The organism is Pseudomonas sp. LABIM340, assembly GCF_040017195.2.
GTDB lineage: Bacteria > Pseudomonadota > Gammaproteobacteria > Pseudomonadales > Pseudomonadaceae > Pseudomonas.
In genome coordinates, this window is sequence record NZ_CM200227.1 from 6397355 (window position 1) to 6417864 (window position 20510).

Here is a 20510-nt window from a genome sequence, read left to right on the forward strand (position 1 = left end):
CGAGCATCTGCCTCAGTTGCCGCCGGATAGCTGGGCGAAACGCGCCCGGTCGGCGGCGAAACTTTTCTGCGCCTGAGTGCGCAGCTGCTGATAGCGGGCGATGTCCTGCTGCAGACGCTGTTCGTCGCTGCGCAGGTTGCTCAGTTGCGCGACCAGGTCATCCGGCACCTGGCGCCCGGCGCGTTCCTGATCGGCAGCGCGTGCCTGCAGGTTGGCCTGCTGCGTTTTCAGCGACTGCAGGTTGCCCTTGGCCACGCTGGCCAGCCCATCGAGCTCGGCCAGCTTGCGGTCACGGGCACGGTCGACGTCATCCACGCTGGTGTACATGCGCATCAGTTGCTGGTCGGAACTGGCTCGGGCGGCATCCGCCTTGCGCTGCTCGATCTCGGCGGCGGTCGGCGCTGGCGGCACCTCACGGATCACCCGGCCCTGGTCGTTGAGCACCTGGTAGCCCTTGCCGATGTATTGCGGCGGTACGCCAAGGCGGTCGATGACGGTGATGCCCCGGTCATCGACATAACGGTACAACTCCACTGCGCCGCCGGCACTGGCTGCCGGTTTGCCGGCAGCCAACACCTGGCCTGCGAGCATGGCCCCCAGAAGCCCCATCAACACCCTGTAGCGGTAAGCACCCTGCTTGGCCATGCCCGACACCCTTGTTCCGGTTAGATACCGTACTGCGCCCGATAGGCCTCGACGGCCGCGAGATGCTGCTTGAGCTGACCGTCGCCGGCCAGATACTCCAGCACCTGCTCCAGCGAGACAATGCTTACGACCGGGATCGAGAAGTCCCGTTCAACTTCCTGGATCGCCGACAGTTCGCCCTTGCCCCGCTCCTGGCGGTTCAGCGCGATGAGCACGCCGGCAGCCTGCGCCCCCTGGGCATCGATGATCTGCATGACTTCGCGGATCGCGGTGCCGGCGGTGATCACGTCGTCGATGATCAGCGCGCGGCCGGTCAGCGGTGCGCCGACCAGCGTGCCGCCTTCGCCATGGTCCTTGGCTTCCTTGCGGTTGAAGCACCAGGGCAGGTCGCGGCCGTGCTGTTCCGCCAGCGCAATGGCTGTAGCGGCCGCCAGCGGGATTCCTTTATAGGCAGGCCCGAACAACACGTCGAAAGGTATGCCACTGTCGACCACTGCGCTGGCGTAGAAACGACCCAGCTGGGACAGCGCAACCCCGGTGTTGAACAGACCGGCATTGAAGAAGTACGGACTGGTGCGCCCGGACTTGAGGGTGAATTCGCCGAAGCGAAGAACGCCGCGCTCGATGGCGAAGCGGATGAAATCGCGTTGATATGGCTGCATGGGAGAGAACCGGCCGGTATGAATTTAGCTAAACCGTTTGAGCTCGGGTATCATACACACACGTGATTTTGGGGGCCATTTATGCGGATCATCAGTGTGAACGTGAATGGTATTCAGGCTGCAGCCGAGCGTGGATTGCTCAGTTGGCTGCAAGCCCAGAATGCCGACGTGATCTGCTTGCAGGATACCCGCGCCTCCGCTTTCGATCTGGATGACCCATCCTACCAACTGGATGGCTACTTCCTGTACGCCTGCGATGCCGAAGTGCCCAGTCAGGGCGGCGTCGCAATCTATAGTCGTCTGCAACCCAAGGCTGTCATAAGCGGCCTGGGTTTCGAGATGGCCGATCGTTACGGGCGCTACCTGCAAGCCGATTTCGATAAGGTGAGTATCGCCACTCTCCTGCTGCCTACCGGGCAGGAAGGGGACGAGAACCTGAACCACAAGTTCAAGTTCATGGACGATTTCGCCCAGTACATGAACAAGCAGCGCCGCAAGCGCCGCGAATACATCTATTGCGGCTCGCTGTACGTCGCGCACCAGAAGCTGGACGTGAAGAACTGGCGCGAGTGCCAGCAATCGCCAGGCTTCATGGCGCCGGAGCGTGGCTGGATGGATGAGATCTTCGGCACCATGGGCTATGTCGACGCCCTGCGCGAGGTCAACCGCGAAGGCGACCAGTACAGCTGGTGGCCGGACAGCGAACAGGCCGACCTGCTCAACCTGGGCTGGCGCTTCGACTATCAGATCCTCACGCCGGGTCTGCGCCGCTTCGTGCGCAGCGCCAAGCTACCGCGCCAGCCGCGCTTCTCCCAGCACGCGCCGCTGATCGTCGATTACGACTGGACCCTGAGCATCTGAGTCCTGTCGCGCCGCCGCAAGGCGGACAGAAAAAAGCCGGCTTCGAGCCGGCTTTTTCGTGCCTGGAGCGCGCTTACTTGATCGGCCGCCAGGTGAAGGGATAGCGGTAATCCAGCCCTTCGTTGGCCTTGATCCCGGCGATGATGGTCAGCACCAGCGCGCCGATGCTCACCAGCCCCAGCAGGAAGAAGCCGATCACCACCAGCATCAGCAGGCAGCTGACCACCACCGCGAGGCTCACAGTGATCTGGAAGTTCAGCGCTTCCTTGCCCTGACGGTCCACGAACGGGTCCGATTCACGCTTGATCTGCCAGACGATCAGCGGCCCGAGCAGGTTGCCGAAGGGGAAGATGAAGCCGAGGAAGGCGGCGAAGTGGCAGAACATCGCCCACTGGCGGGCTTCCTGGCTCGGCTGAACCTGCTGTACCGGTACTTCGTCGCTCATCCTTTCGCTCCTTGCACTTGAAGATCGGGCGGGCTGGCCGCCCGTCGGGTCAGTCTGCCAGCGCGGCGCGCTGCAGTTCGAACAGCTCGCGCAGGCCCTGCTGCGCCAGTTCCAGCATGGCATTGAGCTCGGCCGGCTGGAAGGGTGCGCCCTCGGCGGTGCCCTGGACTTCGATGAAGCCGCCGGCATCGGTCATGACCACGTTCAGGTCGGTCTCGGCGGCGGAATCTTCCAGGTAGTCCAGGTCCAGCACTGGCTCGCCCTGGTACATGCCCACGGATACCGCGGCGACCATCTGCTTGAGCGGGTTGCCCTTGAGCGCGCCGCGCTTCTTCAGCACGGCCAGGGCATCGATCAGCGCCACGGTGGCGCCGGTGATCGAAGCGGTGCGGGTGCCACCGTCGGCCTGGATCACATCGCAGTCGATGTACAGGGTGTTCTCGCCCAGCTTGGACAGGTCCAGCGCGGCACGCAGGGAGCGGCCGATCAGGCGCTGGATTTCCAGGGTGCGGCCACCCTGCTTGCCGCGTGCGGCTTCGCGCTGGTTACGCTCGCCGGTGGAGCGCGGCAGCATGCCGTATTCGGCGGTCAGCCAGCCCTGGCCCTGGCCCTTGAGGAAGCGCGGCACACCGGATTCGGCGCTGACGGTGCAGATCACCTTGGTGTCGCCGAACTCGACCAGCACGGAGCCCTCGGCGTGCTTGGTGTAATGGCGGGTGATACGGATCGGGCGCAGTTGGTCGGCGGCGCGGCCACTGGGACGGTTCATGGAGGCATCCTGTACAGATTACTGGCGGGGAATGTCCGCCATTATAGAGGCCAGCGGACGGGCGCAACCACCGCCAGCGTGCTGCGGCGCGCTACGCTGGGGTACAATTACCGGTTTCCGACGACCTGTCGGCCGTTTTCCCAGCCCATTCAGAGAGGTGACTCCATGGTCCACAGCATGACCGCCTTCGCCCGCGTCGAGCGCGCCAGCACCCATGGAACCCTGAGCTGGGAGCTGCGCTCGGTCAACCACCGCTACCTCGAGCCCAACCTGCGCCTGCCCGAAGCCTTCCGCGACCTCGAAGGCGCGGTGCGCGAAGCGCTGCGCCAGGGCCTGTCGCGCGGCAAGGTGGAATGCACCCTGCGCTTCAACGAGGAAAATGCCGGCAAGGCGCTGCAGGTCGACCGCGAGCGCGCCGCGCAACTGGTCGTCGCCGCCGAGACCGTCGCCGACCTGATCAAGAATCCCGCCCCGCTCGACCCGCTGGCCGTGCTGGCCTGGCCCGGCGTGCTGGTGGGCGATGCCGCCGATCCGCAGGCGCTCAACGCCAGCGCGCTGGCCGCCTTCACCCAGGCCCTGGACGAGCTCAAGGCCGGCCGCGCCCGTGAAGGCGCAGAGCTTTCGAAGATTATCGACGAGCGCCTGACGGCCATGCAGGAAGACGTGGCCAACCTGCGCCAGCTGGTGCCGGAAATGCTCGCCAACCAGCGCCAGAAGGTGCTCGACCGATTCACCGAGATGAAAGCCGAGCTCGACCCGCAGCGCCTGGAACAGGAAATGGTCCTGCTGGCGCAGAAGAGCGACGTCGCCGAGGAACTGGACCGCCTGACCACCCACGTCACCGAAGTGCGCCGCGTGCTCAAGGCTGGCGGCGCCGCCGGCCGGCGCCTGGACTTCCTGATGCAGGAACTCAACCGCGAGGCCAACACGCTGGGTTCGAAGGCTTTCGACCCGCGCTCCACCCAGGCGGCGGTCAATCTCAAGGTCCTGATCGAGCAGATGCGCGAACAGGTCCAGAATATCGAGTAAGCCGGACGCCTCCGGCCCCAATCCACCGCAACTCCAGGAAAGCGCCATGTCCGGCACCCTGTATATCGTTTCCGCGCCGTCGGGCGCCGGCAAGACCAGCCTGGTCAAGGCCCTGCTCGACGCCATGCCCAGCGTGCGCGTCTCCGTCTCCCACACCACCCGCGGCATGCGCCCGGGCGAAGTGGACGGGGTGAACTACCACTTCGTCGGCCACGACACCTTCCGCGCCATGCTCGAGCGCAACGAATTCCTCGAGCACGCGCAGGTCTTCGACAACCTCTACGGCACCTCCCAGCGCTGGGTCGAGAAGACCCTCGCCGAAGGCAACGACCTGATCCTGGAGATCGACTGGCAGGGCGCGCAGCAGGTACGCCGGCTGATGCCCCAGGCGCAGTCGATCTTCATCCTGCCGCCGACCCAGGAAGCCCTGCGCCAGCGCCTGACCAACCGTGGCCAGGACAGTGACGAGGTGATCGAGCGGCGCATGCAGGAAGCCGTCAGCGAAATGAGCCACTATGTGGAATACGATCACCTGGTGATCAACGACGATTTCGCCCACGCGCTGGAAGACCTCAAGGCGATCTTCCGCGCCCGCCAGCTCCGCCAGGATGCCCAGCAGCAACGTCACACCGAGCTGCTGCAACGCCTGTTGGCCTGAAGTCGCCGAGAGAAGGCACTTCCATAAAGATTGGCGATTTTTTAGACTATCCAGTCCGCCCGGCATTTTCCGGGCCTACATTTCAGTACGAGGAACACCATGGCCCGCGTCACCGTTGAAGACTGCCTGGACAACGTCGATAACCGTTTCGAGCTGGTCATGCTCGCCACCAAGCGTTCGCGTCAGCTGGCCACCGGCGGCAAAGAGCCGAAGGTACCGTGGGAAAACGACAAGCCCACCGTCGTCGCCCTGCGTGAAATCGCTTCCGGCCTGATCGACAACGAAATCGTGCTTCTGGAGGACGTGGTTGAAGAAGAACCGCTGTTCGCTGCCTTCGAAGACGAGGCCAACAACGAGGCCCTGTAAGTCGATGTCCGGCCGACGAATCGGTGCACTGCGACGTACCGCTCGGCAGGGGGTGAACCCATGCCGAGCATAGATGCCTTCGCCGATCGTCTGTCGAGCTATCTGGGCCCGGACCAGGTCAACCTGGTTCGCCGCGCCTACTACTACGCCGAGCAGGCCCACGACGGGCAGCGTCGCCGCAGCGGCGAGGCTTACGTCACCCATCCGCTCGCCGTCGCCAATATCCTCGCCGACATGCACATGGACCATCAGAGCCTGATGGCCGCCATGCTGCACGACGTGATCGAGGACACCGGCATCGCCAAGGAAGCGCTCACCGCGCAGTTCGGCGAAACCGTCTCGGAACTCGTGGACGGGGTCAGCAAGCTGACCCAGATGAACTTCGAGTCCAAGGCCGAGGCGCAGGCCGAGAACTTCCAGAAGATGGCCATGGCCATGGCGCGCGACATCCGCGTGATCCTGGTGAAGCTGGCTGACCGCCTGCACAACATGCGCACCCTGGAAGTGCTGTCCGGCGAGAAGCGCCGGCGCATCGCCAAGGAAACCCTGGAAATCTACGCCCCCATCGCCAACCGGCTGGGCATGCACAGCATGCGCGTGGAATTCGAGGACCTGGGCTTCAAGGCCATGCACCCGATGCGCTCCGAGCGCATCCGCCAGGCGGTGAAGAAGGCCCGTGGCAACCGCCGCGAGATCGTCGGCAAGATCCAGGAATCGCTGGTCAACTGCCTCGCCCGCGAAAGCATGGAAGGCCAGGTCCTGGGCCGCGAGAAGCACCTGTTCAGCATCTACAAGAAGATGCGCGGCAAGCGCAAGGCGTTCAACGAGATCATGGACGTCTACGCCTTCCGCATCGTGGTCGACAAGGTCGACACCTGCTACCGCGTGCTCGGCGCCGTGCACAACCTGTACAAGCCGTTCCCCGGTCGTTTCAAGGACTACATCGCGATTCCCAAGGCCAACGGCTACCAGTCGTTGCACACCACGTTGTTCGGCATGCACGGCGTGCCCATCGAGATCCAGATCCGCACCCGCGAGATGGAAGAGATGGCCAACCACGGCATCGCCGCGCACTGGCTGTACAAGTCCAGTGAAGAGGAATCGCAGAAGGGCACCCATGCCCGCGCCCGCCAGTGGGTGAAGGGCATCCTCGAGCTGCAGCAGCGCGCCGGCAACTCGCTGGAATTCATCGAGAACGTGAAGATCGACCTGTTCCCGGACGAGGTCTACGTCTTCACGCCCAAGGGCCGCATCATGGAGCTGCCCAAGGGCTCCACGGCGGTGGACTTCGCCTACGCGGTGCACACCGACGTCGGCAACAGCTGCATCGCCTGCCGCATCAACCGCCGCCTGGCGCCGCTGTCCGAACCGCTGCAGAGCGGCGCGACAGTGGAAATCGTCACCGCACCGGGCACCCGGCCGAACCCGGCCTGGCTCAACTTCGTGGTCACCGGCAAGGCGCGCACGCACATCCGCCACGCGCTCAAGCTGCAGCGCCGCTCCGAGTCGATCAACCTCGGCGAGCGTCTGCTGAACAAGACCCTGGCCGGCTTCGACAGCCACCTGGAGAAGATCCCGCAGGAGCGCATCCAGGGCGTGCTCAACGAGTACCGCATGGAAGTCTTCGAGGACCTGCTCGAAGAGATCGGCCTGGGCAACCGCATGGCCTACGTGGTCGCGCGCCGCCTGCTGTCCAGCGAAGGCGAGCAGGCCCCCAGCGCCGAAGGGCCGCTGGCGATCCGCGGTACCGAAGGCCTGGTGCTCAGCTACGCCAAGTGCTGCACACCGATCCCGGGCGATCCGATCGTCGGCCACCTGTCGGCCGGCAAGGGTATGGTCGTGCACCTGGAGAACTGCCGGAACATCAGCGAAATCCGCCACAATCCGGAAAAGTGCATCCAGCTCAGCTGGGCCAAGGATGTCACCGGCGAATTCAACGTCGAACTGCGTGTCGAGCTGGAGCACCAGCGCGGCCTGATCGCCCTGCTGGCGACCAGCGTCAACGCCGCCGACGGCAACATCGAGAAGATCAGCATGGACGAGCGCGACGGTCGCATCAGCGTGGTCCAGCTCGTCGTCAGCGTGCATGACCGTGTGCACCTGGCCCGCGTCATCAAGAAGCTGCGCGCGCTCAAGGGCGTGATTCGCATCACCCGCATGCGCAGCTGATCCCACCCCGTTAGGAGTCGACATGACCAAGACCGTTATCCACACCGACAAAGCCCCGGCCGCCATCGGCACCTACTCCCAGGCGATCAAGGCTGGCAACACCGTCTATGTCTCCGGCCAGATCCCGCTGGACCCGAACACCATGGAGCTGGTCGAAGGCTTCGAAGAGCAGACCGTCCAGGTCTTCGAGAACCTGAAAGCCGTCATCGAGGCTTCCGGTGGCTACCTGCACGACGTCGCCAAGCTGAACATCTTCCTCACCGACCTGTCGCACTTCGCCAAGGTCAACGAGATCATGGGCAAGTACTTCGTCCAGCCCTACCCGGCCCGTGCCGCCATCGGCGTTGCCGCCCTGCCCAAGGGCGCCCAGGTCGAGATGGACGCCATCGTCGTCCTGGAATAAGCACTGCGAAACACCTACGGGGCCCCAGCGGCCCCGTTCCTTTGTCTGCAAGGAGCAAACATGCGTCGCGCCCTGATCCTGAGCGCCCTGATCGGCCTGCTCACCGGCTGCGCCGGCACCCCGTCCGACCCTTCCGGCATCTGGGTCAACCAGGCCGCCATCGATGCCGCCGGCAAGGGTGGCAAGCTGCGCGAGGCGCTGCTGGCCTACGGCCCGAACCTGGAATGGAAGCTGGACACCAAGGCCAGCCAGGCCACGTTCAGCAACGGTTTCGAGCTCGGCGAAGGCCAGCTGACCGCCGAAGATCCCAAGCACTACCGCGTCGACTTCTACGGCAGCAACCAGGAATCCCTGGAGCTGGACGGCAAGGAGCTGGTGCAGGTGGGCAGCGACAACTGGCCCGAGCAGCGCTTCCTGCGTCCCAAGGAACAACCCGCCGCGCAGAGCCCGGCCGGCAGCACCTTCGAGAACGCCCTCTACGCCGCCTACCTGAACGGCACCTGGATCATCGAGGAAGGCGAAGGCAAGGGCAGCAAGGTCAAGTTCGCCGCCAACGGCAGCCTCGAAGGCATGCCCGGCTTCGATCGCTACGCGCTGTGCCTGGCCGGCGACTGCGCAGCCATGAGCGGCGACAATGACAGCATCTGGCTGCAACAGGGCCAGCAAGGCCGCGAATTTATCTTCGAGCGCGATGGCGACAAGCTGGAGCTGTTCGAAGCGGTGAACCGCGCCCAGTCCGACGAAATGCCGCAGTACGCGCCCGGCAACAAGGTCTGGACCCTGGAACGCGACTGATCCGTGTGAGCGGGCCGGCGGGCTCGATTGACCGCAGTCAGCGCAGCCCGCTCCACAGCAGCCAGCCACCCAGCGCCAGCAACAGGCCGCCGCAAAGGCGGTCCAGCGCCGTGACCCGGCGCTTCAGCCAGCCGCGCCAGCGTGGGCGATCCAGCAGGCGCACCAGCGCCATGTCCCACAGCAGCACCACCGCGCCCATCCACAACACGCAGACGCCCAGCGCCCAGCCCGGCAGGTGGAACTGCCCGAGCACACCGAACAGCCCGGTGTAGAAGATCGGCAGCTTGGGGTTCAGGCTGCTGGCCAGCAGGCCTTCGCGCATGCCCCGCAGAAATCCCCCGATGCGCTGCTCGCCCAGCTCCGTGGGAATCTCCAGCTCCCGCCGCGCCAGCAATGCCTGCGCGCCGAGCCAGACGAAGTAGGCACCACCCAGCAGTTGCACCACCCGCAGCCCGTGGCTGGCCACGTCGGGCAACAGCCCGAGGACGAACAGCACCAGCAGCATGCTCGCCAGGTTGGCCAGGGCGATGCCCGCCGCGCAGCCGTCGGCATGGCGTCGACCGCGCAGCAGCGCAGCGCGGATCAGCAGGAAGAAGTCCGGGCCCGGCGACAGCAGGGCGGCGAAGTGGGTGCTGGCGACCAGCGCGAAGGCGGCGAACATGGCGATCTCCCGGATAGCGGCGTCGCGCAGTCTGGAAGCGCCGGGGTTCGCCGGTCTTGGAAGAAAGTCAGGTGCGCGTGGCGCGCAGGAAGCGACCGGGCGTGACGCCGGTGAAGCGGCGGAAGGTGCCGGAGAAGTGCGCCTGGTCGTAGAACCCCAGGCTCAGCGCGACCTCCAGCGGCTTCTCGCCGGCCACCAGCAGGCGCTTGGCCTCGCGGATGCGCCGCTGCAGCAGGTAGGTGTGCGGCGGCACGCCGTAGGCGTTGCGGAAGGCTTCGATCAAGTGGCGCGGATGGCGCTGCAGCAGCTCGGCCAGCGCTTCGAGGCTGACCGGCTCGCGGTAATGCGCTTCCAGGTAGTCGCGCAATCTGGCGGTGACACTGCCGTCGCGCGATGCCGACGCGTTCGGGCGCATGCCGCCGTGGCGGACGAACACCAGCTCCAGCAGCGCCAGCAGTTCGCTCTCCAGCGCCAGCGCATCGTTGCGTTCGAACTCCGTGGCGACGCGCCGCAGCGCCTCCGCCACCTGCCCGTCATCGTGCGGATTGAGCGCCTGGAAGCCGCGCGGCAACTGCTTGCGGCCCAGCAGCGGGAGCAGGCGCGATTCCTCGATATAGAGCATGCGATAGACCAGCCGCTCGGACTCGGCGTTGCCGGTGTGGGGCTCCTCCGGGTTCATCAGCGACAGGGTGCCGGCCGGCAGCACGTGGTGCGCGCCGCGGCACTGGTAGCCACCCGCGCCGTGCAGGATGGCGCCGATGGCAAAGGCATCGTGGCTGTGGCGCCCGAATGGCTGGCCGGAGAAGTCCGCATGGAACAACTCCACCCCCGGTAACCAGGGGCGCACCAGCAGCCGGTTGGCGTCCATCAGTCTTGCTTACCCGCGAGGATGGCCGCGTAGCCTTCGCGGAAGCTGGGGTAACGCGGCTCCCAGCCCAGCGCGCGAGCGCGGGCGTTGCTGCAGCGCTTGCTGCCGGCGCGGCGTACGGTCTGCTCGTCGGCCCAGTGGGTGACGCCCAGATGCTCGCGCAGCCAGCCGACCACGTCGTGCAGCGCCGCCGGGTCGTTGTCGACACCGATGTAGCAGTCGTCCAGCGCCACGCCGCTACGGTCGGCCTCCAACAGCGCGGCGAGCAGGCCGGCGGCGTCCTCGGCATGGATGCGGTTGGCGTACAGCGGCGGCTCGCTGGCGACGCGATAGCCCTCGCGCACCTGCTTGAGTAGCCACTCACGACCGGGGCCGTAGATGCCGGTGAGACGCACGACACTGGCGGGAGTGCCGCTCTGCAGCGCCAGCTGCTCGGCTTCGAGCATCACGCTGCCGGAATAGCTCTGGGCTTCGGCGGGCGAGGTCTCGTCGATCCACTCGCCATCGCGCTGGGCGTACACGCCGCTGCTGGAGACGAACAGCAGGCGCTTGGGCAGCTGCCCGCGCTGCTGCAGCCAGCCGAGGGTATTGCGCAGGCCTTCGACGTAGGCGGCGCGATAGCCGGCTTCATCGTGCTGGGTCGCGGCGGCGCAGAACACCAGGTAGTCCAGTTTGCCCACCGGCCAGGTGTCCGGGCATTCGAGCTGGCCCAGGTCGCCGGCCACCGGCAGCACTTCCAGCGGCAGCGCGGCAACGTTGCGACGCAGGCCGTGGACGCGCCAGTCGCGGGCGGCCAGTTGGCGTCCCAGGCGGCTGCCGACATCGCCGCAACCGACGATCATCAGGCTGGGGAAGGTGCTCTTGCTCATGCTTGGCTCCGCGAATCAAAGCTCGGCAGTTTAGCGCGGTTGGTTCGCGGCGGTGCAGCCGCTATGCTTGGGCCACCTCAACGGACTTAGTCGCCATGACCCTTACCGAACTGCGCTACATCGTCACGCTTGCCCAGGAGCAACACTTCGGCCGCGCCGCGGAGCGCTGCCACGTCAGCCAGCCGACCCTGTCGGTGGGCGTGAAGAAGCTGGAAGACGAGCTCGGCGTACTGATTTTCGAGCGCAGCAAGAGTGCGGTGCGTCTGACCCCGGTCGGCGAAGGCATCGTGGCGCAGGCGCAGAAGGTGCTGGAGCAGGCCCAGGGCATCCGCGAACTGGCCCAGGCCGGCAAGAACCAGCTGACTTCGCCGCTCAAGGTCGGTGCGATCTACACCATCGGCCCGTACCTGTTCCCGCACCTGATCCCGCAGCTGCACCGGGTCGCCCCGCAGATGCCGCTGTACATCGAGGAAAACTTCACCCACATCCTGCGCGACAAGCTGCGCACCGGCGAGCTGGACGCGATCATCATCGCCCTGCCGTTCCAGGAAGCCGACGTGCTGACTCTGCAGCTGTTCGACGAGCCCTTCTACGTGCTGATGCCGGCGGACCACCAATGGACCGCGAAGAAGACCATCGACCCGGAGCTGCTCAACGACAAGAGCCTGCTGCTGCTCGGCGAGGGCCACTGCTTCCGCGACCAGGTGCTCGAAGCCTGCCCGACCACCCACAAGGGCGGCGAAAACAAGCACACCACGGTGGAATCCAGCTCGCTGGAAACCATCCGCCACATGGTTGCCTCCGGCCTTGGCGTGTCGGTGCTGCCGTTCTCCGCCGTGGACAGCCACCACTACGCGCCGGGCGTGCTGGAAGTGCGCCCGTTCAGCGCGCCGGTGCCCATGCGCACCGTCGCCATCGCCTGGCGCGCCAGCTTCCCGCGCCCGCGCGCCATCGAGGTACTGGCCGACTCGATCCGCCTGTGCTCGGTCGCCAAGCCGACCGTCAAGGGTGAAGCCGAGCCGGCATGACCGATCTGTCGAACGTCCCGGTCACCGCGCTCAAGGGCGTGGGCGCCGCGCTGGAAGAAAAGCTGGCGAAGGTCGGCCTGGAAAACCTCCAGGACATCCTCTTCCACTTGCCGCTGCGCTACCAGGACCGCACCCGCATCACCCCCATCGGCGCACTGCGTCCGGGGCAGGATGCGGTGGTCGAAGGCGTGGTCTCCGGCGCTGACGTGGTGATGGGCAAGCGCCGTAGTTTATTGGTGCGCCTGCAGGACGGCACCGGCACCCTGAGCCTGCGCTTCTACCACTTCAGCCAGGCGCAGAAGGAAAACCTCAAGCGCGGCACGCACCTGCGTTGCTACGGTGAGGCGCGCCCCGGTGCTTCGGGCCTGGAGATCTACCATCCCGAATACCGCTCGCTCACCGACGCCGCCGCGGCGCCGGTGGAGCAGACGCTGACGCCGATCTACCCGACCACCGAAGGCCTCACCCAGCAGCGCCTGCGCCAGCTCAGCGAGCAGACCCTGGCGCGCCTGGGCCCGTCGAGCCTGCCGGACTGGCTGCCTGAGGAACTGGCCCGCGACTACCGCCTCGGCCCGCTGGACGAAGCCATCCGCTACCTGCACCGGCCACCGCCGGACGCCGACCTGGAAGAACTCGCCGAAGGCCGCCACTGGGCGCAGCACCGCCTCGCCTTCGAGGAACTGCTGACCCACCAGCTGTCGCTGCAACGCCTGCGCGAGAGCGTGCGTTCCCAGGCCGCACCGCAGCTGCCGCCGGCCAAGCGCCTGCCGGCGCTGTACCTGAAGAACCTCGGCTTCAAGCCCACCGGCGCGCAGCAGCGCGTCGGCGCGGAGATCGCCTACGACCTCGCCCAGCCCGAACCCATGCTGCGCCTGGTGCAGGGCGACGTCGGCGCGGGCAAGACCGTGGTCGCCGCCCTCGCCGCCCTGCAAGCGCTGGAAGCCGGCTACCAGGTGGCGCTGATGGCGCCCACCGAGATCCTCGCCGAGCAGCACTTCCTCAACTTCACCAAGTGGCTGCAGCCGCTGGGCATCGAAGTCGCCTGGCTGGCCGGCAAGCTCAAGGGCAAAGCCCGCGCCAGCGCGCTGGAACAGATCGCCGGCGGCGCGCCGATGATCGTCGGCACCCATGCGCTGTTCCAGGAAGAGGTGAAGTTCAAGCGTCTGGCCCTGGTGATCATCGACGAACAGCACCGCTTCGGCGTGCAGCAGCGCCTCGCCCTGCGCCAGAAAGGCATCGACGGCCGGCTCTCCCCGCACCAGCTGATCATGACCGCCACGCCCATCCCGCGGACCCTGGCGATGAGCGCCTACGCCGACCTCGACACCTCGATCCTCGACGAGCTGCCGCCCGGCCGTACTCCGGTGAACACCGTGCTGGTGGCCGACAGCCGTCGCATCGAAGTGATCGAGCGGGTACGCGCCGCCTGCGCCGAGGGCCGGCAGGCGTACTGGGTGTGCACGCTGATCGAAGAATCCGAAGAGCTTACCTGCCAGGCCGCGGAGACCACCTACGAGGAACTCTCCTCGGCGCTGGGTGAACTGCGCGTCGGCCTGATCCACGGGCGCATGAAGCCGGCGGACAAGGCCGTGGTCATGGAGGCCTTCAAGGAAGGCATGCTGCAGTTGCTGGTCGCCACCACGGTGATCGAAGTCGGCGTGGACGTGCCCAACTCCAGCCTGATGATCATCGAGAACCCCGAGCGTCTCGGCCTGGCCCAGCTGCACCAGCTGCGCGGCCGTGTCGGTCGCGGCAGCGCGGCGAGCCACTGCGTGCTGCTCTACCACCCGCCGCTGTCGCAGATCGGCCGCGAGCGCCTGGGGATCATGCGCGAGACCTGCGACGGCTTCGTCATCGCCGAAAAGGACCTGGAGCTGCGCGGCCCCGGCGAAATGCTCGGCACCCGCCAGACCGGCCTGCTGCAATTCAAGGTGGCCGACCTGATGCGCGACGCTGACCTGCTGCCGGCAGTGCGCGATGCCGCCCAGGCCCTGCTGGCACACTGGCCGCAATCGGTCAGCCCTTTGCTGGCACGCTGGCTGAGACACGGGCAGCAATACGGACAAGTGTGATCTATTTCACTTTCATCGGTCAGGTGACTGCTCGGTCACGCTGACTGCGTGGTTATACTCCGACCCAGCCGTTGATAACCGGATCACATTCATGAGCGACGCCGCACGCGCCCCATCCGACTCCTCGCAGGCCCCAGAGGTCATCCTGCAGCTGCTCGCCAAGCTGGGCATACCGTCTCGCGAAGTCTGCGATGTCACCACGCTTGCGGCCTCGCGCCGGGTGCAGGCCAGCCTGCTGGAAGATGCCGTTGGCACCCTGCTGGTGCTGTTCCCGCAAAGCCAGCTGCTGGACCTGAACCGCCTGGCCGAACTCACCGGGCGCAAGCTGGTGGCGGTCAAGCCCGATCGCCTGGAGCGCATGCTCGGCAAGCACCAGCTTGGCCGCCTACCGGCGCTGCCGCCGCTGACCAGCTCGCCGTGCCTGTATGACGAGCGCTTGCTGCAGGAACCCCAGCTGCTGATCGAATCCGGCGCAGCGGGCACGCTGCTGGAGATTCCCACCGCGTCCTTCCGCAGCCTGCTGGAAAAAGCCAGCGCGGCGCGCTTCGGCGTGGCGCTGGAGTCGATCCGGCCGAACCTCGACCGTCCGGACGACGACCGCAAGGAAATCACCCAGGCCGTGCAGGCGTTCACTGCCCGCCGCATCCAGCAGCGCCTCGAGGAGACCATCGAGATTCCGCCGCTGCCGGAAACCGCACAGAAGATCATCAAGTTGCGCGTCGACCCCAACGCCACCGTGGACGACATCACCGGCGTGGTGGAGACCGACCCGGCGCTGGCCGCGCAGGTCGTCAGCTGGGCGGCCTCGCCCTACTACGCCGCGCCCGGCAAGATCCGCTCGGTAGAGGACGCCATCGTCCGCGTACTGGGCTTCGACCTGGTGATCAACCTCGCCCTGGGCCTGGCCCTGGGCAAGACCCTGAGCCTGCCCAAGGACCAGCCGCAGCACGCCACGCCCTACTGGCACCAGGCGATCTACACCGCCGCGGTGATCGAGGGCCTGACCCGCGCCGTGCCGCGTGCCGAGCGCCCGGAGGCCGGCCTGACCTACCTCGGCGGCCTGCTGCACAGCATCGGCTACCTGGTCCTGGCGCACATCTTCCCGCCGCATTTCTCGCTGATCTGCCGGCACCTGGAGGTGAACCCGCACGTCGAGCACAACCTCGTCGAGCAGCACCTGCTGGGAATCACCCGCGAGCAGATCGGCGCCTGGCTGATGCGCACCTGGGACATGCCGGAAGAGATCTATACCGCGCTGCGCTTCCAGCACGACCCGACCTACGCCGGTGACTGCTCGGCCTATGCCAATCTGGTCTGCCTGGCGACCCGCCTGCTGCGCAACCACGGCATCGGCAGCGGCCCGGAGACCGACATTCCGCAGGACCTGCTGGATCGCCTGGACATCCCGCGCGAGAAGGCCGAAGACGCCGTGCGCAAGGTACTCGACGCCGAAGCGGTGCTGCGCGAGCTGGCCAGCCAGTTCAATCCCGCGCACTGAATGTACCAACGCTGAAGCCGTCGCGATGCAGACATGAAAAAGGCCCCGTCCGGGGCCTTTTTTCTGTGCGTCGAAAGCGCCTCAGGCGGCTTTCTTGTCGCTGCCCGGCGCGGCTTTCTTCTTCGGCTTGAGGTACTTCACCAGGCCCTGGAACCAGATCACCAGGCCGGGGTTGCCCTGGATCTGGATGTCCTTGTTCTGGATGCCCTGCATGAACGCCAGCTGCGGGTTCTTCGAGGTCATGGTGGCGAAGCCGTAGGCGCCGTCCTTGAAGCCCAGCGCGAAGGCCGGCTGCGGATGGGTGCCACGACGGGCGCTGACCTTGAGGTCCTTGACGATGTAGTGGCGGGCGACCTTGCCGTCGAGCGTGTGGAGCTGGAACACCAGGTCCTTGCCTTCGAGCTGCTTCTGGAACGCCGGGTTTTCGCGGCTGGCCTTGGCCATCAGGCGACCGAGCATCCACAGGAGTAGACGGAATTTCATGCACAAACCTCGACGTTCGAGACAATAGTCTGCGCATTGTAGCCAGTTTGAAAACGGACTACATCCGGTCTTTTGGAGGGATTATGTAACTGGAGGAGGCAACCCGGAGCCGCTCTGGCTCCGGGTCAGACGCGATCAGTTGACGGCGTCTTTCAGCGCCTTGCCCGGTTTGAAGGCAACGGTATTGCTGGCTTTGATCTTGACCGGCTGGCCGGTTTGCGGGTTCTTGCCGGTACGGGCGCCACGGTGGCGCTGAACGAAGGTACCGAAACCGACAAGGGTGACGCTGTCCTTGCGGTTGAGCGCGCCAGTGATTTCATCCAGCAGCGCGTTCAGCACCTTGTTGGCTTGTTCTTTGGTGAGGTCGGCCTTCTCGGCGATCGCGGCGGCGAGTTCTGGTTTACGCATAAATGCCTCTTTGACGGTTTGTTGTTGTTGTGTCCGTGCTGTCTTCCCAACAGCGCCCAAGGCACCGCAGGCTTGCCGTACAGGCTCTAGGCTGCGGCAGACGGGGGGAGAATGGCACGCCGAAAGCTGGTACGCCAGTATCGTCTGACAATTTGCGGGCACTTTCCCAAGGCAAAAACGCCATTGGCGACGCCTGTCACGCCAGTAGTGCCGGCAACTCCTTGTTCAGGGAGAGTTTTTCGCTCACGGCGGCCCCAGTCAGGGCATATCCGAGCAATCGACCGGCGGTATCCCGGCACAGCACCTTGAGGTCCGGGCCAGAGCCTTCCACCCGCCATTCGCCCTCGCTGCCACGCGGTGGCGGCGATACCACCAGCGGGCACACCGGCGTCTTCACGGTCACCGGCATGGCGCCGTAGGCCACCGGCGTCGGCTTTCCGGCCAGGGTCTGCGCCAGCGCGCGGGCACAGGACATCAGCGGCATCACGTAGAGCAGGTTGAGGCCGTCGACCTCGGCGCAGTCGCCCAGGGCGTAGATGTTGGCGTGGGAGGTGCGCAGTTCGCGGTTCACCATCACGCCGCGATTGATATCCAGGCCGGCGGCGGCGGCCAGGTCGATGCGCGGGCGCAGACCGACGGCGGAGACGACCAGGTCGCAGGGGATCACCTGGCCATCGGAAAGATGCGCTTCCAGGGCGTCGCCGGCGCGCACCAGGCTGCTCAGCACCGGGCCGAGGTGGAAACGCACGCCAAGGCCTTCCAGCCCCTGCTGCACCGCCTGGGCGGCGGCCGGATGGAGCAGGCCAGGCATGACCTGCTCGCAGGGCGCCACCACGTCGAGCTGGTAGCCGCCGCTGGAGAGGTCGTTGGCGAATTCGCAGCCGATCAGGCCGGCGCCCAGCAGCAGCACGCGGCGCTTGCCGGCGGCGGCGCTGCGGAAGCGCGCGTAGTCTTCCAGGTCGTTGATCGGGAAGATCAGGTCCTGGGCGTCACCCTCGACCGGCACTCGAATGGTTTCGGCGCCCCAGGCCAGCACGAGGTCGCGGTAGTGGATCTCTTCCTCGCCGATCCAGATGCGCCGGTGGCCCGGATCGATGCCGGTGACACGGGTATGGGTGAGGATGCGCGCCTTGAGCTGGTCAGCCATGGCGCCCGCCTCGGCCATGGCCAGGCCGTCGGCGTCCTTGTCCTTGGAGAAGCCGGTGGAGAGCATCGGCTTGGAATAGGAGCGACCGTCGTCGGCGGTGATCAGCAGCAGCGGCGTCTCGCTGTCCAGCTTGCGCCACTCGCGGGCCAGGTTGTAGCCGGCGAGGCCAGTTCCGATGATCACCAGCGGTGCGTTGTCGCTCATTACTCTCTCACCTCAAAATCGCCACAGCGTAAAGACGGAACGGCGGCCCGGAAGCCGCCGCATGTTAGTTCTGCCACCCAGAATCCATTCAGGACCTGGCGAGCTAGAGCAGAACAAGGCGGAAACGAGCGAGGGAGCGGAGTGTACTTCAGTACATGAGCATCCCGAGTTCGCTTCCAACGCAGTTATGCCGACGCGCAGCCCGGTCATGGATGGATTCTCAGGAGATTTCGATCATCTCGAAATCGATCTTGCCCACGCCGCAGTCCGGGCAGACCCAGTCCGCCGGGATGTCCTCCCAGCGCGTGCCGGGGGCGATGCCCTCGTCCGGCAGGCCCAGTGCCTCGTCGTAGATGAAGCCACAGACCACGCATTGCCATTTGCGCATCAGCCAAGCCCTCCTGCGATTGCCCGGTGAAGCTAACGTATCGGCGCGCTCCGGCCAACGGCGGGCGCGACGCCGGGCTCCGTCAGCAGGGTCAACCCGGCGCGCCTCCAGTCTACCGCGTCAGGCGTGGGCTTGCGGGGTGCGCAAACGCAGACGGCGGCCCGAAGGCCGCCGTCGCGGGAATCGATCCGGGCAAGGATCAGCCGATCTCGATCATCTCGAAATCCAGCTTGCCGACGCCGCAATCGGGGCACAGCCAGTCTTCCGGCACGTCTTCCCAGCGGGTACCGGCGGCGATGCCCTCTTCCGGCCATCCCTTGGTCTCGTCATAGATCAGGCCACAAACCACGCACTGCCACTTCTTCATCAGCTATCACCCTCATGTTCTTGTCGCTTGGACGTCAGTGCATCCAATGTCCGGCTTTGTACTGGCGATGGGCTTGCGGCGCAAGCCCCATGGAAAACGCCGGGCGGCCGGCCAAACCTTTGGTGGGGTCTGGCGTAATGCACTCTTGCGGACAACGCAATCGGCCGCGCAAAGGCGCCATGTTAAGCTGCCGCGTCCCTGGCCAACCGCAGTCCAAGCCGTGCCCGAAGCCGCCCTGATCCATCCGCCCCGCTGGCTCACTTCCGCCCAGTTGCACCCCGCCCCCGCCGCCCAGGTCGTGGACTGGCTGTTCGACGAAGGCTCGCTGACGCGCCGGCTGACGGCGCTGTCCGATAACGCATTTGCCGTGCAGCCGCTGGCCGAAGGCTGGCACCGCCTGCGTACCGACGAGTGCGCCGCGCTGGGTGTGCCCGACGGCAGCCAGGGCTGGGTGCGCGAGGTGTACCTGAAAGGCCACGGCACGCCCTGGGTATTCGCCCGCAGCGTCGCCGCGCGTTCGGCGCTGGAAGGCTCCGGCTTCGACCTGCGCCTGCTCGGCACGCGCTCCCTGGGTGAGTTGCTGTTCAGCGACCGCGCCTTTCAGCGCGGCCCCATCGAGGTCTGCCGCTACCCGGCCGCCAGCCTGCCGGCGGAAGTACGTACCGAGCGTCTGTGGGGTCGCCGTTCCTGCTTCAGCCGCGACGGCCTGGGCGTGCTGGTTGCCGAGGTTTTCCTGCCATCGCTGTGGCACCGCGTGGAACAACAGCCCGTATAATTCCCGGATCGTTTTCCGGAGGCCGCCATGTTCGTCGCCCTGATCAAACCCCTCGCCCGCCTGCATCCCCGCGCCTGGGACTTCATCCAGCTGACGCGCATGGACAAGCCGATCGGCATCTACCTGCTGCTCTGGCCGACATTGTGGGCACTGTGGATGGCCAGCGGCGGCGTGCCGGGCGTGAAGAACCTGGTGATCTTCGTCGTCGGCACCGTGCTGATGCGCATGGCCGGCTGCGTGATCAACGACTTCGCCGACCGCAAGCTCGACGGCCACGTCGAACGCACCAAGGCGCGCCCGCTGGCGACTGGCAAGATCACCGTGCGCGAGGCCTGGATTGCCTTCTTTACGTTGCTGGGGCTGAGTTTCCTGTTGGTGCTGTGCACCAATGAGCAGACCATCTGGCTGTCCTTCGGCGGCGCCGCGGTGGCGGCGCTCTACCCCTTCATGAAGCGCTACACCTACTACCCGCAGGTGGTGCTGGGCGCGGCGTTCTCCTGGGGCATCCCGATGGCCTTCACCGCGGCCAGCGGCACGCTGCCGGCGGTGGCCTGGCTGCTGTTCTTCGCCAACGTGCTGTGGACGGTCGCGTACGACACCTACTACGCGATGACCGACCGCGAGGACGACCTGAAGATGGGCATGAAGTCCACGGCGATTCTCTTCGGCGACGCTGACCGGGTAATCAACCTGAGCCTGCAGGGCCTGATGCTCCTGCTGCTGATCCTGGCCGGCAACAAGCTGGCGATGCACCTGTATTACTACCTGGGCCTGGCCGTAGCGGCCGGCTGCTTCGCCTGGCAGTTCCACTCGACCCGCGACCGCGAGCCGATGAAGTGCTTCAAGGCCTTCCTGCACAACCACTGGGCGGGGCTGGCGATCTTCCTCGGCACTGTGGCGGACTTCGCCCTGCGCTGATCAAGCCCCCCTGCAGGAGCGC

24 protein-coding genes are annotated in these 20510 nt (G+C 66.2%); 12 read left to right on the top strand and 12 right to left on the bottom strand.

All coding sequences use genetic code 11. The features are described 5' to 3' along the window. Window positions 1–12 precede the first annotated feature (12 nt). Window positions 13–645 (bottom strand): DUF4124 domain-containing protein, encoded by a 633-nt coding sequence (locus ABKS89_RS29455; protein ID WP_138217103.1) that lies wholly within the window; start codon window positions 643–645, stop codon window positions 13–15. 20 nt (window positions 646–665) lie between these two features. Continuing rightward, window positions 666–1307, bottom strand: a complete 642-nt coding sequence (pyrE, locus tag ABKS89_RS29460; RefSeq protein WP_045217699.1) for an orotate phosphoribosyltransferase — start codon at window positions 1305–1307, stop codon at window positions 666–668. Window positions 1308–1388: 81 nt separating this feature from the next. Between pyrE and crc the strand changes: the two genes are divergently transcribed. After that, window positions 1389–2168, top strand: a complete 780-nt coding sequence (gene crc / locus ABKS89_RS29465) for a catabolite repression control protein Crc (RefSeq protein ID WP_045217700.1) — start codon at window positions 1389–1391, stop codon at window positions 2166–2168. A gap of 73 nt (window positions 2169–2241) precedes the next feature. On the opposite strand, the gene ABKS89_RS29470 is transcribed toward crc, so the two are convergent. Both ABKS89_RS29470 and rph read right to left on the bottom strand, forming a co-directional pair. After that, window positions 2242–2613, bottom strand: a complete 372-nt coding sequence (locus tag ABKS89_RS29470) for a DUF4870 domain-containing protein (RefSeq protein ID WP_088419871.1) — start codon at window positions 2611–2613, stop codon at window positions 2242–2244. A 49-nt stretch (window positions 2614–2662) separates the two neighbouring features. Then, window positions 2663–3382 carry a ribonuclease PH gene (gene rph / locus ABKS89_RS29475; protein WP_015479557.1) on the bottom strand — a complete coding sequence of 240 codons (720 nt, stop codon included), beginning with the start codon at window positions 3380–3382 and terminating at the stop codon, window positions 2663–2665. A gap of 165 nt (window positions 3383–3547) precedes the next feature. On the opposite strand from rph, the gene ABKS89_RS29480 reads away from it, so the two are divergent. From ABKS89_RS29480 to ABKS89_RS29505, 6 genes are all read left to right on the top strand, one after another. Continuing rightward, window positions 3548–4411, top strand: coding sequence for a YicC/YloC family endoribonuclease (locus tag ABKS89_RS29480; RefSeq protein ID WP_348588550.1), 864 nt, complete (start codon window positions 3548–3550; stop codon window positions 4409–4411). Window positions 4412–4457: 46 nt separating this feature from the next. After that, window positions 4458–5069 (top strand): guanylate kinase, encoded by a 612-nt coding sequence (gene gmk / locus ABKS89_RS29485; RefSeq protein WP_045217706.1) that lies wholly within the window; start codon window positions 4458–4460, stop codon window positions 5067–5069. Window positions 5070–5168: 99 nt separating this feature from the next. Beyond that, window positions 5169–5435 (top strand): DNA-directed RNA polymerase subunit omega, encoded by a 267-nt coding sequence (gene rpoZ, locus ABKS89_RS29490; protein WP_045217709.1) that lies wholly within the window; start codon window positions 5169–5171, stop codon window positions 5433–5435. Between the two features lie 60 nt (window positions 5436–5495). Next, on the top strand, window positions 5496–7604 hold the full coding sequence (spoT, locus tag ABKS89_RS29495; protein WP_348588552.1) for a bifunctional GTP diphosphokinase/guanosine-3',5'-bis pyrophosphate 3'-pyrophosphohydrolase: 2109 nt from the start codon (window positions 5496–5498) through the stop codon (window positions 7602–7604). Between the two features lie 22 nt (window positions 7605–7626). Next, window positions 7627–8007 carry a deaminase RidA gene (ridA, locus tag ABKS89_RS29500; RefSeq protein ID WP_138217106.1) on the top strand — a complete coding sequence of 127 codons (381 nt, stop codon included), beginning with the start codon at window positions 7627–7629 and terminating at the stop codon, window positions 8005–8007. 60 nt (window positions 8008–8067) lie between these two features. Further along, window positions 8068–8802, top strand: a complete 735-nt coding sequence (locus tag ABKS89_RS29505; RefSeq protein ID WP_348588553.1) for a putative periplasmic lipoprotein — start codon at window positions 8068–8070, stop codon at window positions 8800–8802. Window positions 8803–8839: 37 nt separating this feature from the next. Here the strand turns inward: ABKS89_RS29505 and ABKS89_RS29510 are convergent, their stop codons facing one another. The 3 genes from ABKS89_RS29510 to ABKS89_RS29520 form a co-directional block, all read right to left on the bottom strand. Further along, on the bottom strand, window positions 8840–9463 hold the full coding sequence (locus tag ABKS89_RS29510; RefSeq protein ID WP_138217108.1) for a LysE family translocator: 624 nt from the start codon (window positions 9461–9463) through the stop codon (window positions 8840–8842). Window positions 9464–9530: 67 nt separating this feature from the next. Continuing rightward, window positions 9531–10331, bottom strand: coding sequence for a helix-turn-helix transcriptional regulator (locus ABKS89_RS29515; protein WP_138217109.1), 801 nt, complete (start codon window positions 10329–10331; stop codon window positions 9531–9533). Continuing rightward, entirely contained in the window at window positions 10331–11200 is an 870-nt protein-coding gene (locus ABKS89_RS29520; protein WP_348588555.1) for an NAD-dependent epimerase/dehydratase family protein, read from the bottom strand. Before ABKS89_RS29520 ends, ABKS89_RS29515 begins: the two co-directional genes overlap by 1 nt. A gap of 95 nt (window positions 11201–11295) precedes the next feature. Between ABKS89_RS29520 and ABKS89_RS29525 the strand changes: the two genes are divergently transcribed. From ABKS89_RS29525 to ABKS89_RS29535, 3 genes are all read left to right on the top strand, one after another. Beyond that, entirely contained in the window at window positions 11296–12228 is a 933-nt protein-coding gene (locus ABKS89_RS29525) for a hydrogen peroxide-inducible genes activator (RefSeq protein ID WP_138217111.1), read from the top strand. Then, window positions 12225–14300, top strand: a complete 2076-nt coding sequence (gene recG, locus ABKS89_RS29530) for an ATP-dependent DNA helicase RecG (RefSeq protein WP_348588556.1) — start codon at window positions 12225–12227, stop codon at window positions 14298–14300. Before ABKS89_RS29525 ends, recG begins: the two co-directional genes overlap by 4 nt. Before the next feature lie 91 nt (window positions 14301–14391). Then, the gene (locus ABKS89_RS29535) at window positions 14392–15798 is read left to right on the top strand and encodes an aminoacyl-tRNA deacylase and HDOD domain-containing protein (protein WP_081515144.1); all 1407 of its coding nucleotides are present in this window, start codon (window positions 14392–14394) and stop codon (window positions 15796–15798) included. 81 nt (window positions 15799–15879) lie between these two features. Here the strand turns inward: ABKS89_RS29535 and ABKS89_RS29540 are convergent, their stop codons facing one another. From ABKS89_RS29540 to ABKS89_RS29560, 5 genes are all read right to left on the bottom strand, one after another. Beyond that, a complete protein-coding gene (locus tag ABKS89_RS29540; RefSeq protein ID WP_081515143.1) occupies window positions 15880–16281 on the bottom strand; it encodes a helicase in 402 nt (133 codons plus the stop codon). A gap of 135 nt (window positions 16282–16416) precedes the next feature. Then, window positions 16417–16689, bottom strand: a complete 273-nt coding sequence (locus ABKS89_RS29545) for an HU family DNA-binding protein (RefSeq protein WP_017520695.1) — start codon at window positions 16687–16689, stop codon at window positions 16417–16419. A gap of 196 nt (window positions 16690–16885) precedes the next feature. Then, window positions 16886–18040, bottom strand: coding sequence for an NAD(P)/FAD-dependent oxidoreductase (locus ABKS89_RS29550; RefSeq protein ID WP_348588558.1), 1155 nt, complete (start codon window positions 18038–18040; stop codon window positions 16886–16888). Between the two features lie 220 nt (window positions 18041–18260). Further along, entirely contained in the window at window positions 18261–18428 is a 168-nt protein-coding gene (locus ABKS89_RS29555) for a rubredoxin (protein WP_017520693.1), read from the bottom strand. A 199-nt stretch (window positions 18429–18627) separates the two neighbouring features. Next, window positions 18628–18795, bottom strand: coding sequence for a rubredoxin (locus ABKS89_RS29560; RefSeq protein ID WP_015479573.1), 168 nt, complete (start codon window positions 18793–18795; stop codon window positions 18628–18630). Window positions 18796–19030: 235 nt separating this feature from the next. Here ABKS89_RS29560 and ABKS89_RS29565 point away from each other — a divergent pair, with 235 nt between their 5' ends. Further along, on the top strand, window positions 19031–19570 hold the full coding sequence (locus tag ABKS89_RS29565; RefSeq protein WP_348588594.1) for a chorismate lyase: 540 nt from the start codon (window positions 19031–19033) through the stop codon (window positions 19568–19570). 27 nt (window positions 19571–19597) lie between these two features. Then, window positions 19598–20488, top strand: a complete 891-nt coding sequence (gene ubiA / locus ABKS89_RS29570; RefSeq protein ID WP_348588560.1) for a 4-hydroxybenzoate octaprenyltransferase — start codon at window positions 19598–19600, stop codon at window positions 20486–20488. The last annotated feature ends 22 nt before the right edge of the window (window positions 20489–20510 follow it).

Coding starts and splice junctions, on each gene's coding strand:
- ABKS89_RS29525 (WP_138217111.1), top strand. CDS start 11,296: ATGACCCTTACCGAACTGCGCTACATCGTCACGCTTGCCCAGGAGCAA.
- ABKS89_RS29545 (WP_017520695.1), bottom strand. CDS start 16,689: ATGCGTAAACCAGAACTCGCCGCCGCGATCGCCGAGAAGGCCGACCTC.
- ABKS89_RS29520 (WP_348588555.1), bottom strand. CDS start 11,200: ATGAGCAAGAGCACCTTCCCCAGCCTGATGATCGTCGGTTGCGGCGAT.
- ABKS89_RS29515 (WP_138217109.1), bottom strand. CDS start 10,331: ATGGACGCCAACCGGCTGCTGGTGCGCCCCTGGTTACCGGGGGTGGAG.
- ABKS89_RS29555 (WP_017520693.1), bottom strand. CDS start 18,428: ATGCGCAAATGGCAATGCGTGGTCTGTGGCTTCATCTACGACGAGGCA.
- ABKS89_RS29550 (WP_348588558.1), bottom strand. CDS start 18,040: ATGAGCGACAACGCACCGCTGGTGATCATCGGAACTGGCCTCGCCGGC.
- ABKS89_RS29455 (WP_138217103.1), bottom strand. CDS start 645: ATGGCCAAGCAGGGTGCTTACCGCTACAGGGTGTTGATGGGGCTTCTG.
- ABKS89_RS29560 (WP_015479573.1), bottom strand. CDS start 18,795: ATGAAGAAGTGGCAGTGCGTGGTTTGTGGCCTGATCTATGACGAGACC.
- crc (WP_045217700.1), top strand. CDS start 1,389: ATGCGGATCATCAGTGTGAACGTGAATGGTATTCAGGCTGCAGCCGAG.
- ABKS89_RS29480 (WP_348588550.1), top strand. CDS start 3,548: ATGGTCCACAGCATGACCGCCTTCGCCCGCGTCGAGCGCGCCAGCACC.
- spoT (WP_348588552.1), top strand. CDS start 5,496: ATGCCGAGCATAGATGCCTTCGCCGATCGTCTGTCGAGCTATCTGGGC.
- ubiA (WP_348588560.1), top strand. CDS start 19,598: ATGTTCGTCGCCCTGATCAAACCCCTCGCCCGCCTGCATCCCCGCGCC.
- pyrE (WP_045217699.1), bottom strand. CDS start 1,307: ATGCAGCCATATCAACGCGATTTCATCCGCTTCGCCATCGAGCGCGGC.
- recG (WP_348588556.1), top strand. CDS start 12,225: ATGACCGATCTGTCGAACGTCCCGGTCACCGCGCTCAAGGGCGTGGGC.
- ridA (WP_138217106.1), top strand. CDS start 7,627: ATGACCAAGACCGTTATCCACACCGACAAAGCCCCGGCCGCCATCGGC.
- rph (WP_015479557.1), bottom strand. CDS start 3,382: ATGAACCGTCCCAGTGGCCGCGCCGCCGACCAACTGCGCCCGATCCGT.
- ABKS89_RS29505 (WP_348588553.1), top strand. CDS start 8,068: ATGCGTCGCGCCCTGATCCTGAGCGCCCTGATCGGCCTGCTCACCGGC.
- ABKS89_RS29510 (WP_138217108.1), bottom strand. CDS start 9,463: ATGTTCGCCGCCTTCGCGCTGGTCGCCAGCACCCACTTCGCCGCCCTG.
- gmk (WP_045217706.1), top strand. CDS start 4,458: ATGTCCGGCACCCTGTATATCGTTTCCGCGCCGTCGGGCGCCGGCAAG.
- ABKS89_RS29535 (WP_081515144.1), top strand. CDS start 14,392: ATGAGCGACGCCGCACGCGCCCCATCCGACTCCTCGCAGGCCCCAGAG.
- ABKS89_RS29470 (WP_088419871.1), bottom strand. CDS start 2,613: ATGAGCGACGAAGTACCGGTACAGCAGGTTCAGCCGAGCCAGGAAGCC.
- rpoZ (WP_045217709.1), top strand. CDS start 5,169: ATGGCCCGCGTCACCGTTGAAGACTGCCTGGACAACGTCGATAACCGT.
- ABKS89_RS29540 (WP_081515143.1), bottom strand. CDS start 16,281: ATGAAATTCCGTCTACTCCTGTGGATGCTCGGTCGCCTGATGGCCAAG.